Raw genomic sequence first — 16,763 nt, forward strand, 5'->3', positions numbered from 1 at the left:
TTAGGTATGAAAAAAGTACCTGTTTTTAAGTCTTGGAGGCACAGTTTCTGCAAAATAAAAAGTCGATAATTTTCAAATAATTATGACAGAAAAATTAGGGAGATAATTCTGACTATGACTTTCTGACTTATTAGCTGTTTCTCCTGACTCATCTCTCTTAATAAAAGACTTTTGAGCGCCAACTCTAATTAAGTATAGACTCAAATTCACCAGGAAAAATTTCTGTTTGTTCTTGCTGTTGAAAGATGTAATCAAAATCAAATCGTAAAGCTTTAATATGGCGAATAATAATGAAACCACATTTATTAACATTATCAGGAGTAAAAGTTGCTATGACTAATTCTACTAATTTTTTAGGAGATATTTCAGGTATTTGTACATAATAATCTCTTTTAGCAAAAAATATACCTTTATCTTTGGGCAGAATAATACCATTAATTTGATGGGCGTGCTGAATTGGCTTAATATATGTATTAATAAAATCTTCTTGATTTGTTTGCAACCGAGCTAGTCTTTCATGTTGTAACCAACTCATTGTGAACATAATTTTAATTAATTCAAATCCTAAGATATAGTTGAATACTTGATTTCTTTCTTCTGTATTAAGGACTAATTTGATAGCAGACTCTAAGTAATGTTGAGTGTGACGACTTGCATTTTGAGCAGTATGTATATAGTACAGTTTAATGTAGTTTCGGAGTACAGATTCATTAATTTTTGTCTTGGTACGAAAACGTCTTAGATATTCATTAATACGGTTAATTGTATTTATATATTGCAACATTTTTACAGCTAAACCATCAGCAATATAATCATCTAAAAATTCTGCTTGTTTCTCAGGAGAAGAAGCACACAAAATATAGGAAAATGATAAAACATAACGACGTTGATTCCAGGGTAAACTAGCTGCCCATTGTTTAACTTCTTGAGGCAGTTTTTCCAAGATACTATATTCCTTCTTGGATTCACAAAGTGTTTCTTGAAATTTATCTTTTTGATTCTTCATTTTTATCCTTTTTGATTAATTATAAATACTGGATACGACAGTCCTTTTTCAGTTGTAATAGATAGTTTCTAAGGGGTAAGCATTCAGCTCTTTGGTCTGTAATACTGGGTAAACAGCTTTTTAATAAATAATGTAAATGTAGCTTGATAGACTATTAAGATTAGCTGATGGACTTTTACCCGCGCTTTATAATTGTTAGAAGTCTCTAAATTGCTTTTTCCTCCTTTAAAGGTAATGAAGTTGTTAGGGTAGCTCCTATGTTTGCGAAACATTCTAAAGGAAAAGAGGTTGTCTGAGTGCTAAATACTTGCGTTAAGGGAACTATCTTATTGAAGATGTATAGGTAGGGAAATTCTCAGATTGATGATATACAGAATATCAAATATTTTGAATTAAAACTAACTGTTATAAAAAAATTTTCACAGCTAATTTATAATTGCTATATAATGTGTATTGTTCTGTCAGAGAAATTACATAGAAATAATTTTAATTTTACAAAAAAAATATAGTTGACTGTATATAATTACAGATAAGTTGATAGAAAATCATAGAAAACAGTTTTATGATTCCTATATTAATAATTATAACTCATTGAAAAAAGATTACAGAAAATAACTATAGCAACCCTAAATGGGTTGTAACAAATTAAAAAATCAATAAAAAAAACTGAAACTTCTGCCTATTCTTTGTTCCTTAAAAACAATGAAATTTGGGTGTATCTTGTAGAGGGAAAAAATACTTTTTTCTCCCATACCTATTTTTTCTATATCTGTTCCTTGCTACCTAACAGCAGTAAGTTTTTAGCTTTATTGTAAAATTGAGATGTACTCTGAAATTTTGTACGCGACTCAAATAAGATTGCTATATATTTATGTAATAATTCATCATCCTTGACGATAATTTTTTACTGTATGTACGTTCAAAGCTAGATATTTTTCAAATAAAATGCTATAATTAACAAGTCAAAATTATTCTATCTTTATTTTTATTTCAATTAGGTAAAAATTGTCAGGTTTTTGGGAATATATTAACTGCTAATTAACCAAGAATTAATATATTTTACTTATGTACAAAAAACTGATGTCTGTATGTAATTAAAATACAATTATCTACCTTAATATTTAGGACTTACTTATGGAACTATTTGAGTAAGAACGAGGACTCAGAAGTAATGAAAAATAGGAGTTGTAGAGTAGGTTTACATAAATAATAGCCTCTTAATTTTTCTAGTTCGTGTTACCCCAAAATAATCAATTTTATAGTTCTATTAACCGAAAAGCTGGTATTTTTTCACGATCTAAATAAAGACCAATACCTTTATCTGTAAAGACTTTTATATTTAATCAGCAAGCCCTATTTAAAGTAGGAACTTTTGGTCATTTACTTCCCCTTCTTTGATTAGGACTTGAGATGCAATTAATCAATGACTATAAATCTGGCAAAATAGAAATAGTAAAACTTCAAAAAAATTGATTACCTATTAATCAGAATAATTAAGTAATATATAAATATAACTTGATCGGGGTTAAGAGATGAATTTAGATAATTTGTCTATGATAGTGAATAAAAATACAGATAAGTATTAATTCAATAAAAAAGTAAATTAAGATTAGGAGACTGTAGATGTTTAACTCCACTGAACTTCTGATTGATGCTTTCATAAAACGGCTGACTGATGGCTATCGTCATACTTATGGTGGATATAAATCAGATTATGCTGATATTATCGCTTGGGCAGCTGGAATGGCATTAGAAAATATTGCCAATAGTGATGCTCTATATCACAATGTAGAACATACTATTTTGGTAACTTTAGTCGGACAAGAAATTATACGAGGAAAGCATATTCGTAAGGGTGGAGTATCATGTGAAGATTGGTTACACTACCATATTTCCCTACTTTGTCACGATATTGGGTATGTCAAAGGTGTATGTCGCCAAGATCGAGAAGATTTAAGATTGTATGCTACGGGGTTAGATAATACAAAAGTATCTATACCAAAAGGTGCTACAGATGCTAGTCTTACTCCTTATCATGTTGATCGAGGTAAGTTATTTATTGACGAACGCTTTGGAGGTCATAAGTTAATTGATGCAGAGATTATTAAGCGTAACATAGAATTGACTCGTTTCCCGGTTCCAGCAGATAAGGACCATCAGGATAAGGAATATTATCCTGGTTTAGTTAGGGCAGCAGATTTAATTGGCCAACTGAGTGACCCCCGCTATTTACAAAAAATTAGTGCCCTGTTCTATGAATTTGAGGAAACAGGCCAGAATAAAGTATTAGGATATAATAATCCGGGGGATTTACGTCAAGGTTATCCTAAGTTTTACTGGAATGTGGTTTATAGCTATATCCAGAATGCTGTTGCTTATTTGAATCTGACTCAACAGGGAAAACAAATTGTAGCTAATTTAAGTGCTAATGTGTTTAGGGTTGAACATGATGATGCTATACCGGAAGTAGCATTTGTTAGCTAGTTTATTAATGGATAATTGATAATGGATAATTAATGATTGATAATTACTGAATAATTAATGATTAATAGTTAATAGTCAATAATTATTCATTCAACAATTTACCCCTGGAAGCCTCTCCTTTTAAGGGAATAAATCAAAAATTTTTCTTGGAGTCAATCCCCTTCTTTGAAGAAGGGGTAATTATTGATTATTAATTATTAATTGTTCATTATTAATTGCTGAACTATTCCGAAAAGGGAGAGGATTGACTAACAAGAAAAAATTTATTTTTCTTGGTTGATTAGATATGGTTAGGTAATTTATCCATCTGGTTTTATGGTAAGTTCCGCTTTTGATGTTGTGTAGTAAAAAGACCGCTTTTTTTTTCTGAAAAATAAGAGGTTAATAAAACTGAATTATTTAATTATTAATTTTTCGGTAACATATCAAAAAAAATGAATTTTCGGCATATAAATCGGGTTTATATATTAGCTAAGGATAGAAAACCCGGTATTTTTTTCAAATTGTACAAGGGTTAGTTGAGCTGAAAAAACTTGTTTATTTATGTATTAATGGTTTGTTAGTGAAAAAGAATTTTAATAAAGAGGGAAGAAGGAAAAAGAAGTAATATTATGTCCGGTCAGTAGTTATATTTTGGTGGAAGCAAGGCAGCAGCTTTTCTGCCATTTTTACCTTGATTTTATACACAAAGGATGCTACTGGATATGATATAAATTTTGATAAAATGGCAGGTATAAAGCTGAGATTTTTCTCTTTCTACTTAGGGCTTGCATATGGAAATATGAAAAGATTAATATATAAATATTTTAGCCTTTTTATGCCTGAAAAAAGTACCTGTTTTTCATCTTTTCATAGTCAAAAAGTTGGTATTTTAGGCGAGATCAGCAAAGAAAATCAAGGGACGATTACATACTACTATCTCCTCTATAATTCCTACTTATTCTGGATGGCTGGATGGCTGGATTCTGACTTCTATCCTTAACAAAAAGACTTTTTCAGCAAACCCTACTTAGTTGATAAATCCCAAGCATTCAGCCATCAGCTATCAGCTATCAGAAGAGTGCTTTTAATCTTTAGATAAAAGCTTTATTAATTGATCAAAAAAAATATTACTAAAAAAGTCAGTCCACTTGATATTAGAGTCTATATTCGTTGAAATAATCTCCTTAAACACAGGATTTCTTTCCTGTTAACGAAGTTCCGACCCAGGAGGCTGGCTGAGGTGCTAATAGCTGAATGCTTACCTAATAGAAATGAGTAATTAGGACTATTTTAGGTATAATGAATATCGGTTTCTGATGAATAGCAATAGTATATAAAAACTAATAATCAATGTAATATGAGTGAATTATTTAATTTTAATGGTATTACCATTCAAGCTATATTTGGTATTACGATAGGAATCTTAGTATTAGCCAGTACACCAGGGCCTGGTATTTTAGCAGCTACTTCTTGTGCCTTAGCTTCAGGTTTTCGTTCATCTCTTTTAGTAATAGCAGGAATTGTTATCGGAGATATTATATTTCTTTTGATAGCAATTTTCGGACTAACATTAATGACTGAATTTATTGACGATGCTTTGATTATTATTAGAGTTTTAGGTAGTCTTTATTTAGTTTGGTTAGGTTGTAAACTTTGGACATCAGGAACTATGAATTTAGAAAATGATGATGAAGCATCAAAGAAAACTTATTTAAAAAATTTTACGGCAGGTTTAGCGATTACACTTAGTAATCCTAAAGTTATTATTTTTTATGGTGCTTTTCTTCCTCTTTTTGTCAACCTTAACGATTTACAAATAAATAGTATAGTTTTAATTGGTACTCTTATTACTGTTATTGTTTCTTTAGTAACTGGATTTTATGCTTATTTAGCATCTCGTGCTAGATTCTTGTTTAAAAGTGAAAAAGCTATGACTTATATTAATCGTATAGCTGGAGTTGTGATGTTTATTGTTGCTATTTTAGTAATTTCAATTGGTTAATAATTAAAAGTAAGGATTCAGCTCTTAGTAGTCAGATATCGGCTTTTTAGTGAATGGAGCAAGCATTCCCTTAACTTCTACTTTTTTAACTAGAGATAACTAGAGATAAGAGGATGGATGATGAAATGGGAAGATGGTACAATGCTTAAACAGGATTTTTAATAAAGTGCCTTTTAATAACTGGATTTTAGGTTAGTGAGTGAAATTAATTTACCTAAATATTTAAAGGAGTGAAAAAATAATGTCTAAGAATTCTATTACTGCCTTTTTTATACCAGCATCATTGGTTTTTAGTAGCTGTATTCCTGTATAAATAAAAACAAGCACTTTAGTCTTAAGTTTAATTTCAAGTAGTTCGTTTTTGCAGCAGTTCAAAAGCTTCAAGCTGCTACTTTAAATGTAGAAGCAAAAAGGTTGGTACTTCAAACTATTCAGGAAAATGGTGAGTCAGTTAAGGTAACTAAATACCTTAGTGAAAAACAGTTAGAAGAAATAATTAGAACAGGAGGAAAGTTAGAGATAAAATTGAGTAATGGAAAAGAAGTAGTAGTACAAGTTGCATATAAAATGTCTTCAAGTTTAAGTTCAAAGTTTGAAAATATAATTAAACACATAAACGAAGGAAAATATGTTACTTCTGCTGGTGAAAATGGGAAGCATTCTGAGAGAATTACTGAATCCTGAGTTCAACAGGAACAAAATAATTATAATAGTCGAGTAGCTGCTGGTATTTATTGGGATGATGGAGTTGTCTCCTCAATTTTATTTAAAGAAAATTCAAGAGTTAGAGTTTGGTTAGAAGGAATTGAGTATGATGGAAAATGGTCTGGGAATGAGACTGGTTATTTAAGTGTAAAAATGGATGGTAGTTCTAGATATCTTTTTTAATTTATGATTCAGATTCTGACTCTATCTCTTGAACATTAGTTTGTGCTAACTCCTGATACAAAAAGTTTTTGAACAGTTTTTTTATTGTTGTTTCTGCATCTAGAATACAAGCAAATTTTTTAGATTTTAATGTTCTGAGTTGTTGGTTTACTTCAGCTCTTTTTTTATGTTTTTTCTCTATAATTTTCAAATCCAATACAGATGCAGAATTGATTTTCAACTATTCACCATCTCTGTTAAATTCCACCGTTAGTTTTTTTCAGTTCTTGATAGCTATATTCTTTAATTTGACTGGTAGTAAAATTAATAAATTTTTAGCTTTATTCAAAACAAATATTCACCCGATATGACAATAATTTTGAGCTGCTTTTCAACCCGTTATATCAAAACTCCTAATAAGTAGGAACACAAAATTAATTACGCATTCTATTATAAATCTATAATTTTCAGGACTTACACACTGACCCTAGATATAGTTCTTAAAACCCCATAAGCAATAGTTTTTTAACTCTATATATAGTACCTTTGCGTAAGTCCTGATCTTAATCCATAAATTATTTATAGTCATTCTGGTTTAGACTGAGACAATAATTTCTTACTATCAAAGAGTTTCAACTAAAAAATGTTTCATTCTTATTCTGAATAACTATATCAATTAGAGTGCATCTCATATTTATTTGCCAAAATACTTTTTTCCTCTTCCCTATTCCTTGTTTCCTAAAAGCGGTAAATTTTTGGCTTTATTCAAAATTTAGATGCACCCATCAATTATTTCTCCTTAAGTGTGATAATGAATTAATAATTTATAGCTGAATGCTAATTTAACTAAAACATGACTAATACAAACTTTCTTATTTCTCCTCAGTGGTTGGCAAACCATCTTAATGACCCAAACCTAATTATTATTGACTGCCGTTTTTCCTTAGCAGAGCCAGAATTAGGCAAAAAACAATATCAAGAAAATCATATTCCTGGTGCATTCTATTTAGACCTCAACCAAGATCTTTCTAAACCTGTAGAAAAACATGGTGGTCGTCATCCATTACCAGACCTTAATGAACTTGCTAAAAAATTAGCAACTATAGGTGTTAAATATCAAGAAACTTTAGTAGTAGCTTATGATAATTCTCGGTTTGCTTTTGCTTCTCGTTTATGGTGGTTATTAACATATATGGGTCACGAAAAAGTTGCTCTTTTAGATGGCGGTTTTTCTCAGTGGCAAAAAGAATATCCAGTTACAACTTCAAATGAAACTTCTACTCCAAAATTAGGTTTTTTTGAACCTCAAATTCAATCAAAAATGGTAGTAGATATAGAAACAGTTAAAGCCAAAAAAGATTTGCCAGAAGTAGTATTAGTTGATTCACGAGATAGCGATCGCTACTTAGGAAAATATGAACCTATTGACCCTATTGCTGGTCATATTCCAGGGGCAGTTAATTATCCTTGGAAACAAGTTACTGATGAAAATAGTAATGCTAAAGTTGCCGAACAAAATTCTCGTTGGGAAGAGGTAAAAAATGCTGAGGAAGTTATTGTTTATTGTGGTTCTGGTGTGACTGCTTGTGTGAATTTATGGTCGTTAAAAATGGCGGGTATTAATACAGGAAAACTTTATGCAGGTAGTTGGAGTGATTGGTGTTCTTATCTTAATATAGGGAGTAGTGAGTAGGGACTAGGAAGTAGGAAAAATTGAAGTAGATGTAGGTTGGGTTGAAGAACGAAACCCAACAAAAATCCCTCTTCCCTGTTCCCTAGTTTCCTTTTAAAAATCAAAATAAATATAAGGTAAACCTTCTGGCGCTAATAACCAAACAGTAAACAAAAATACTGGCACTAACAAAACTTTTAAATGCCAATTTAACTGTAATTTCAAACCTCGATGAAACCAAAAATTAACAACCATTGCCACTACAACCACACAAATTAACCATACTAACTGTAACCTTTCTAAACCCATTACTTCCAGATAAACTTTATCCGCAAATTGAACATCCGCATCATAACCCCACCAATGCTCAATCACCCAAATAGAATCTCTTAAATTCGGCAATCTAAAAAATATCCAACCCCCAAAAACCATTCCTTGAGTTAACAACCAACTCAGCAAAATTCCTAACCAACTTTCCCAAACTTTTTTTAAATTAAATTGCTTAGAAAAACTATCGACTAGCCGATGAATTACTAAACCTAAACCATGCCAAATACCCCAAACAATAAACCCCCAAGCAGCACCATGCCAAATACCAGCAATTAACATCACAATTAATAAGTTCAAACAAGTACCAAATAAACCAACCCTTGAACCCCCTAAAGGAAAATATAAATAATTTCTCAACCAATCTCCCAAAGTCGTATGCCACCTCCGCCAAAATTCAGCAATACTCTTACTAAAATAAGGAAAATCAAAATTTTGTGGCAAATTTAAACCCATCAAAAAAGCACTACCACGAGCAATATCAACATAAGCACTAAAATCAAGATAAAGTTGTAATCCGTAAGCAACCGTTGCTAACCATAAATCACCACTTCCTGCTCTTTGTAAATTACTAAAACTTAGGTCTACAAAAATTCCTAAATTATCAGCTATTAAAGCTTTTTTTGCCGCCCCAGTGGCAATTAACCAAATTCCTTCTGTCACTTTCTCTAGATTAGGAAATTTTAAAGCTGGTATTTTAACTAAAACTTCACTATTTTTTTTGCCAGTCATTCCTAACTGATTTTGCAAATAATGATAACGAGTAATCGGACCAGAAATAAGTTTAGGAAAAAATAATTTGTAAGATGTAAATTCTAACCAAGAAGCAGCAGCAGGAGCGCCTCGATAAATATCTATTAAATAGGCAAGACATTCAAAACAAAAAAAACTTAATCCCAAAGGAGCAGTCACATTATCATCAACCCAATTAGCAGTTTCTAAAATCTTAGGTAAATTGTAAATAATGCCAATAATATTTAATAAAAAAGGAATATATTTGAAGCTTAATAAAAGTAAGACATTACAGATTATACCTAACCATAATAATAGTAAACGACGTCGGTTCCATTGTGTATTAGCAATGCGCCAATCTTCAGGTTCCCCAATAGCTTGAGCTAGGTAAAAATTAAATAGGGTAATTATTAATATTAGTGGAATATATTGGAGTTGAAAAGTACCGTAGAAAATTAAACTAGCAACTAGCAAAATAAAGACTCGCCCAGACTGGCGAGGTGTTAACCAATAGATTCCTAAAACTATTAATAAAAATAGAGTATAATTAAAAGATATAAAAGTCATTTCAGTTATTAGTTATCAGTTATTAGTACCTATGGTTTCATTCATAGGCTTAAAATACTGAAGTATATTCTTTTCTCCATTACAAGGGGAAGGTTGAAAACTTTTGTTTAGTCAAAATACGCAGTGTGCAACTTTTTAGGAAAATCAACAGTTTATCCCCACAAAGCATAAAAGGTTATTTTCAGAACTCCCATTATTTCCTAACTTAGGAAAAATTCCACATAGCGTCAAAGTTAATCTATCTTGACTAACTGAAATATTTATAGTATGTTTATCTATTGATGGTTTATTTTTTTGAGGGATTACGATTTGCCAAAGCAAGTTAAAAATTATATTTAGCAAGGATTACAGCTAATAATAAAAAAAAATTTGCTTAGGGGGTTGTCAAAATTATATTTAGTCTGCTACGATAGTAAGAGTGAAAAAAAAGCCGGGATAGCTCAGTCGGTAGAGCAGAGGACTGAAAATCCTCGTGTCGGCGGTTCAAGTCCGCCTCCTGGCATTTTAATTTTTATTATTCCATTATTTGTGGCCTGGAAAAAGTAGAAGATGAGATTTACTTTTTCTCACGCGGTGTGTAACTTTCTAGGAAAATACAATGGTTTATAGCCATAAGTCTGAAAAGGTGATTTTCAGAACTTCCTAAATTTCTTAAGTTAGGAAAAGTTGGACATGGCGTTTTTCTACAAAAGTTGCTCCCTTGCTTTGGTAATATTACGGCGCTTTTCACTCTTGATGAACTACATCATCATAATCAAAATCTTATAGGGACATTGTATGCAACGTCCCTACTGTGGTCTACTGAAATGAAAACCGCTGTAAACTCAATTAGAGGGCGTTCTGTTATTATGAGGTACACATATCGCTGGCTTTCCGGTCTGCATAAAAAATTTTTACCATTGACCCTTTACCTCATTTACCTGAAATCTGCTGTGAGATTTCAGTTGATAAAAGCTTTATTATTCTGAATTCAATACTATATCAAATCTGGTATTATTGGTATAATTCGCTATCTTTAGCGGTTTGGAGACAGAACTTTCTATACTAGACTTTTTGCTCTTTTCTGATGGTATAATTTTATTCTCCAAAGCCAGCAGATTTGATATGACTACAAAAGCCAGTTTTCAATTCTATATTCATTTAAACCTCAACCTTAATAAGGAGATTTTATTACTGAAGAAATGCTTACTTAATTAGACAGTTTGCTTGATTTATTCTGTAAATTTTTCAGTGGAGTCAAAGATGCTGTGGTTAGTGATTGAAGTAAATATAATTATATCAATTTTGGGATTTTACCTAGCTTGGAAAATCTGGAGATTTAGACAAATATTGTTAACTGTAGAACATAATCTTAACTTAATAAACAATTACACTATTATACTCACTCAAACACCTGAATTTTTAGAAAATAAACAGCAAAAAGTAAATCAACTAAGACAACAATATCAACAACTAAATTTACAAGTTCAACAATTACAGCAACTTGTTTCCATGTTTTGGTTACTCAGAAACGTTTGGTATCGTTTCCGCAGAATTTGGCATTAATAGACCTCTGTTCAGTAATTAATAATTAATAATTAATTATTACCTATTTTTATCAAAGAAGTAGTGTAAGCATTTCCTGGGTCATGCTGCGCAAACAGCTATTAGCTGTTTGCTAACAATAATACCTTATCTTTAATAAATACAAAGCCGACTTTTAGACTTTTGTAATAAGATTGAGTTCTAGCTTAATAATATAGTTTTTATCACCAATCAAAATCATAGCTGATAGCTGATGGGTAACAGCTAAATGATTACGAAGTAATTAATAGTTGTGGGATTTATAGGAAACTACTGTATAATATGTAGACTAAAATAAGTCTTTAATAAATTCAAAAATAATGCCAACTCAAAAATCTGGATTATTCATCAGTGGTCTATTGCTAGGTTCAGCCATAGGTACAGTAACCGGTTTATTAATAGCTCCTAGAACAGGCAAAAAAACTAGAAAATTGGTGCAAAAATCTGCATCAGCTATTCCCCAAGTTGTAACAGACTTGTCCACAAGTGTCAAATATCAAACAGAGCGCTTTTCAGACTCTGCTACTCATTCTTGGGAAAAAATCTTAGAAAGACTAAAAGAAGCGATCGCTGCTGGATTAGAAGCTAGTCAAAAAGAGAGAGAAACATTATCTCAAACAGAGACCAAAAACTCTGAAGTTTCACAGAAAATAGAGAGTAAGAATTCAATAATCAATAATTAATAGTTAACAATTAATAATTAACTTCTGCTTCTAAAGTATACAATTAGCTAAAAGGAACTTTTTTTCTTTTTTATCCATGAATCAATAGACTTTATACCTTAATTTTTTGGTAATTAGAAATAATTGATAATTTCTCTAGAGTAATTGATTGAATTTTTTTTATTCTTTGAAGATATCTAGTAGTTATAGATAAGGAAAGTTGAGGCTATTAGCTTTTTCTTACTTAGTTTAAAGATATCAAAAATAGTTTCCCGCTTTTAAATGTAAAATAATTTTCTTAAATTACTGTATAATTAAAACTTTGATATTCTAAAATCTTATTTTTCAATGGCGAAGTACTTGTGAATGACCCTCTGTTTTGGCTATTATTATCCCTATTATTAGTTGTATTTAGCCTGACTACTGTACTAATTGTCACCTTACCTGCAATGTTGGCATTAGCAAGAGCTGCTCGTAGTATAGAAAAATTAGCTGATACTCTCTCTCGTGAACTACCTCCAACTTTAGAAGCGATTCGTCTCACTGGTATAGAAATTAGTGAATTAACCGATGATGTAAATGATGGAGTTCAAAGTGCAGGAGAAATTGTTAAGCAAGTGGATCAAAGTCTCAGTAATGTTCGCCAGCAAACTAGACAAGTTAAAACTACTACTAAAAGTATTTTTACTGGTATTAAAGTAGCATGGAATACCTTTAACTATAAACAAAAAACTAAAGAAAACAAAAGAAAACCATCAAAATCTAGTTCTCTATCTAAACCAAAAGAATAAACATTTCCATAAAAGAGGGAACAGGGGAAAATAATTGATGATTTATAGATAATAATTGATGATCTTTTTAAGTTTTGGAGATGGTATAATACAGTAATATAGCACTTTCCCTTCTTATGATATACACTTGCGCGGGTTTTCCGGCCTGCACTACAATACTTTCACTATTTAGCCTGTATATCATTTGCCCAAACAAAATCATCTCTAAGACTCATTTACCGAATAATTAATAATTAATAATTAAGAGTTTATAGTCAATAATTATTCATTCAACAATTCACGCCTGGAAGCCTCCCCCTTTTGAGGGGATAAATCAAAAATTTTCATAATTAGTAAATCCCCTTCTTTAAAGAAGGAGTAATTATTAATTATTAATTTTTCATTATTAATTACTGAAGCTACAGAAATTTTCCTTCTAATATTACTGAAAATCTCATCTAAATTAAAATTCCTATCAAAAATTAAAAATCCATCCTCAATAAATTAACTCTGAAACTTGACTATGAAATCAATCCTAAATTACTTACTATCATAGAACCAACTCCAGTATCTGTAAAAATTTCCTGCAAAAGTACATGAGGAACTCGGCCATCAAGAATATGAGCAGCTCGAACTCCCTGAGCTAAACTCCGCACACAACAATTTACTTTAGGAATCATCCCACCAGATACAACTCCTTTTTCAATTAATTTTCTAGCTTCTTGAATATCCAATTTAACAATTAAACTATCTGGATTATGATAATCTTCTAAAATCCCTGCTGTATCTGTTAAAAGAATTAACTTTTCTGCATCCATAGCTGCAGCAATTTCACCAGCCACTGTATCAGCATTAATATTATAAGCCTGTCCTTGCTCATCTGTCGCTACAGTAGAAACAACTGGAATATAGCCATTATCAACTAGAGATTCTAAAATGTCCGTCCTGACATTACTAACTTCCCCAACAAAACCAATTCCTTCACTGCCTTCGGGACGTGCTGTAATTAAATTAGCATCCTTACCACATAAACCTATGGCACATCCACCCGCTTGATTAATTAGAGAAACAATTTCTTTATTTACCTTTCCCACTAATACCATTTCTACTACTTCCATTGTCGGCGCATCAGTAACCCGCAGACCGTCCTTAAACTGAGGTTCAATTCCTAGTTTACTCAACCAAGAGTTAATTTCTGGACCGCCACCATGAACAACAATGGGACGTATACCTACACAAGATAGTAATACAATGTCCCTAACTACTTTATCTTTAAGGTTACTATCTTTCATGGCCGCACCGCCATACTTCACAACTATCTTACGACCAGCAAATTTTTGAATGTAAGGTAGTGCTTCACTTAGCACTTCAACTCGGCTAATTTCTGGCTGATTTTTAAAGTCTGTACTTTTGAGCATAGGCAGGTATTTTTTTTAGTTAGTAGTTTTAATAATAATACACTAATCCTGCGCTATTTCTTGTCCAAAATTTTATGGCTTTAATTTCGGTTGGGTTGTAGCTTACTGACCCATAGCAGTACGGAGTGAAACCCAACACAACCTTACTACAGCGGTTTTTATTTTAGTTAACCAAAGTAGGTATATAGCTTAAGGGCGTCCCTACAAGATTTTGGTTATGGCTCCGGTGGTTGATCAAGAGTGAAAAGCTCTGTAATGTTGGGTTTCGTTCCTCAACCCAACCTACCGGACTGTTTCATCTGAAATGGTTGATTAGTAGAGGCGGGTTTGAGCTAGAATTTTAATACTTCTCTAAGATTTATATAAACCCCCCCTCATCCACAAAATTATTTGTATCAGTCCAATAGGTTATCACAAATCAAAAAGTAAATACAGCAGACTTCAAGTATATGAAATACAGATATTAATCATGACTTACGCAGCAACCATAGATATAGTGCTTAAAACCCCATATGCAATAGTTTTTTGACTCTATATTATTATAGTACAGTACCTTTGGGTAAGTCCTGTTAATAATTGAATATTCCCAGTGCGAGCAGAAAAGCTCGCTTAGGTGTACCTCACGCTAGAATCCGCTGTCAAAAAATTGAAACTCTTACCTGTCCCCTGTTCCCTAAAAAATTAGTTATTCCTGAATCTCAAAAACTGACTAAGTGGGAAATAGACAACAGGTGCCCAAAGACTACTAATAACAGCAGAACCCAAAGCAACTTGCCTATGGTGAATCCAAATTTCTGCAAAGCTTTGATTACCAAATAACCCAAACTGTATTGCCATGAAAGTTTCTGCAAAAATAGCCATAATAAATGTTACTAAAGCTACAGAGATAAAGTCTTCCTGGATGTAACGTTTTTTCTGTAAAAAAGCTGTAACAAATCCTACAAAAGCTAAAGAAATAATATGGGTAGGATAAGGAGCTGTCATGGCATCTTGAATTAATCCTAAAACCAAGCCAGCCATCAAACTTCCGGCAATAGAACTATGGCTACTCCAAGTAACTAACCAAATTAATAACCAGTTAGGTCTGATTCCCAAAATCTCCATTCCCGGAATACGAGTTAGTAATAGTAATGTACAAAACACTACGGAGATAATTATAATGAATATTTTGAAAATTATTTGCTGAGATAGATTAGACATCTAATGAAAAATTACCTTTAATAATTAAATAATTTCAAATAGCTTTTCAATAAGCTTGATAAAAGATTACTGATGAAATCTAAAAGTCTTGAGAATATGATGTATTCTACGAGCAAAACATAAGGTCTCAACCCTCTCCTTTTAAGCTATCCCTTACCCATAACTCCTGAAAAGCTTGAAATCCCTAGATCCTCCCAGGAGGGGAAGGGGGAGAAGGGAGCAGGGGAGAAAGGAGCAAAAATCATAGTAGCTAAGTAAAACAATTTTAAGCGATCGCCCAAAAATGTGTTTTTTTCATATATTTTTCTCCCGATTTATCGGGAACCGTAAAAGCCGAACACAGACTTACCAAACAATTAATAATTAATAGTTAATAATTAATAATCAAGAGTTTATAGTCAATAATTATTCATTCAAAAATTCAGGTTTAAAGGCTTTCATTGCCAGGGGATAAATAAAAATTTTTCTTTTAGTCAATCCTCTTCTTTTAAGAAGAAGTAATTATTAATTCTTAATTTTTGATTGTTAATTGCTGAAACATAAATTGTCAATAATGCGCAAGTTTTATGTTAATTAAAGATGTTGATCAAGCATAGCCTTTTTAAGGGGATGAAAAAAAATTCGATTCAGTATTTCAAGCCTCTGGGTTTCCTCCGGAATGCTACGCAAAGAGCCATAGATACTCATAACTAATAACTGAAATTACTGACTTTTAAATTGCTAATTGCTATATCATTAACTTTCTATTTGATTCGGTGTATTTGGATAAACATTTACCCATTCCAAAATATTAAGTGGTGCTGATAACTTAATAATAGCTTCCGGAGCAGGACTATTAGACAAATTAATTGATTCGACTGTTCCTACAGGTAAACCCGCAGGAAATAATTGACTATAAGCAGAAGTAGATACAACATCACCCACTTTAATATTAGGTTCATCATCAAAAAATTCCATAACAGCCTGATCATCACCTCGACCTTTCATAAAACCCATTTGACGACTACGAACAACTCCGACTCCAGCTTTACTGGTTGGATCGCTAACTAATAATACCTGGCTAGTATTGGCTGTAACGCTAGTTATTCTGCCAACTAAACCACCAGTTGCCATGACAATAAAACCTTCTTGAATACCATCATTACTACCTCTTCCTAAAGTTATTTTGTTCCACCAATAATCTGCACTTCTACCTATTACAGGAGCTATTACTCCTTTCAAATTTTTAGTTTTTGTATAATTTAAAAGTTCATTCAGACTATTATTTTTTTGCTCTAATTCTTGTAGTTGAATTTCTAGTTCTTTAATCCGAGCATTCACAAATATTTCTTGTTTAACAACGCTAGGTTGAAATGGTAAAGTGAGCCAATTATAAATTTCAAAAAATAAAGAACCTTGAGTGTGTCTCACCCAAAAAGCTGCACTCACTGCTAAAATTAACAATGCAGCTTTTCGCATCATTTTTAAGCTTCGACGACGCAATGTTTGCATTAGTAAAACCTTTGAAAATT

At 31.8% G+C, this 16,763-nt stretch carries 14 protein-coding genes and 1 tRNA gene; 8 read left to right on the top strand and 7 right to left on the bottom strand.

The annotated features are described in order from the left end of the window. Positions 1-72 precede the first annotated feature (72 nt). A complete protein-coding gene (locus tag VKJ25_RS03660) occupies positions 73-204 on the bottom strand; it encodes a hypothetical protein (RefSeq protein WP_324235269.1) in 132 nt (43 codons plus the stop codon). After that, complete coding sequence (locus tag VKJ25_RS03665) at positions 185-1,006, bottom strand: cobyrinic acid a,c-diamide synthase (RefSeq protein ID WP_324235270.1); 822 nt, start codon at positions 1,004-1,006, stop codon at positions 185-187. The genes VKJ25_RS03660 and VKJ25_RS03665 overlap by 20 nt, the downstream gene beginning before the upstream one ends. Positions 1,007-2,629: 1,623 nt before the next feature. On the opposite strand from VKJ25_RS03665, the gene VKJ25_RS03670 reads away from it, so the two are divergent. The 3 genes from VKJ25_RS03670 (at position 2,630) to VKJ25_RS03680 (ending at position 6,158) form a co-directional block, all read left to right on the top strand. Further along, positions 2,630-3,490, top strand: coding sequence for an Npun_R2479 family HD domain-containing metalloprotein (locus VKJ25_RS03670; protein WP_324235271.1), 861 nt, complete (start codon positions 2,630-2,632; stop codon positions 3,488-3,490). A gap of 1,339 nt (positions 3,491-4,829) precedes the next feature. Beyond that, positions 4,830-5,474, top strand: a complete 645-nt coding sequence (locus VKJ25_RS03675) for a LysE family translocator (RefSeq protein ID WP_324235272.1) — start codon at positions 4,830-4,832, stop codon at positions 5,472-5,474. A gap of 414 nt (positions 5,475-5,888) precedes the next feature. Beyond that, positions 5,889-6,158, top strand: a complete 270-nt coding sequence (locus VKJ25_RS03680; protein WP_324235273.1) for a hypothetical protein — start codon at positions 5,889-5,891, stop codon at positions 6,156-6,158. Positions 6,159-6,363: 205 nt separating this feature from the next. Here VKJ25_RS03680 and VKJ25_RS03685 read toward each other — a convergent pair whose 3' ends face one another. Next, a complete protein-coding gene (locus VKJ25_RS03685; protein ID WP_324235274.1) occupies positions 6,364-6,582 on the bottom strand; it encodes a hypothetical protein in 219 nt (72 codons plus the stop codon). Positions 6,583-7,194: 612 nt separating this feature from the next. Here VKJ25_RS03685 and VKJ25_RS03690 point away from each other — a divergent pair. Continuing rightward, positions 7,195-8,034: a sulfurtransferase gene (locus VKJ25_RS03690; protein WP_324235275.1), complete on the top strand. Its 840-nt coding sequence runs from the start codon at positions 7,195-7,197 to the stop codon at positions 8,032-8,034. A 93-nt stretch (positions 8,035-8,127) separates the two neighbouring features. On the opposite strand, the gene VKJ25_RS03695 is transcribed toward VKJ25_RS03690, so the two are convergent. Continuing rightward, on the bottom strand, positions 8,128-9,639 hold the full coding sequence (locus VKJ25_RS03695; protein ID WP_324235276.1) for an MBOAT family O-acyltransferase: 1,512 nt from the start codon (positions 9,637-9,639) through the stop codon (positions 8,128-8,130). A gap of 429 nt (positions 9,640-10,068) precedes the next feature. Here VKJ25_RS03695 and VKJ25_RS03700 point away from each other — a divergent pair. From VKJ25_RS03700 to VKJ25_RS03715, 4 genes are all read left to right on the top strand, one after another. Next, positions 10,069-10,141 (top strand) — tRNA-Phe (locus tag VKJ25_RS03700). A 740-nt stretch (positions 10,142-10,881) separates the two neighbouring features. Next, positions 10,882-11,184 carry a hypothetical protein gene (locus tag VKJ25_RS03705; RefSeq protein ID WP_324235277.1) on the top strand — a complete coding sequence of 101 codons (303 nt, stop codon included), beginning with the start codon at positions 10,882-10,884 and terminating at the stop codon, positions 11,182-11,184. Positions 11,185-11,522: 338 nt separating this feature from the next. Next, on the top strand, positions 11,523-11,885 hold the full coding sequence (locus VKJ25_RS03710; protein ID WP_324235278.1) for a YtxH domain-containing protein: 363 nt from the start codon (positions 11,523-11,525) through the stop codon (positions 11,883-11,885). A gap of 341 nt (positions 11,886-12,226) precedes the next feature. Next, the gene (locus tag VKJ25_RS03715; protein WP_324235279.1) at positions 12,227-12,655 is read left to right on the top strand and encodes a DUF948 domain-containing protein; all 429 of its coding nucleotides are present in this window, start codon (positions 12,227-12,229) and stop codon (positions 12,653-12,655) included. 500 nt (positions 12,656-13,155) lie between these two features. Here VKJ25_RS03715 and argB read toward each other — a convergent pair whose 3' ends face one another. From argB to mreC, 3 genes are all read right to left on the bottom strand, one after another. Further along, positions 13,156-14,052 (bottom strand): acetylglutamate kinase, encoded by an 897-nt coding sequence (argB, locus tag VKJ25_RS03720; RefSeq protein ID WP_324235280.1) that lies wholly within the window; start codon positions 14,050-14,052, stop codon positions 13,156-13,158. Between the two features lie 681 nt (positions 14,053-14,733). Then, the gene (gene mreD / locus VKJ25_RS03725; protein WP_324235281.1) at positions 14,734-15,252 is read right to left on the bottom strand and encodes a rod shape-determining protein MreD; all 519 of its coding nucleotides are present in this window, start codon (positions 15,250-15,252) and stop codon (positions 14,734-14,736) included. 735 nt (positions 15,253-15,987) lie between these two features. After that, positions 15,988-16,743, bottom strand: coding sequence for a rod shape-determining protein MreC (mreC, locus tag VKJ25_RS03730; RefSeq protein WP_324235282.1), 756 nt, complete (start codon positions 16,741-16,743; stop codon positions 15,988-15,990). Positions 16,744-16,763: the final 20 nt, after the last annotated feature.

The organism is Okeania sp., assembly GCF_035285525.1.
GTDB lineage: Bacteria > Cyanobacteriota > Cyanobacteriia > Cyanobacteriales > Microcoleaceae > Trichodesmium.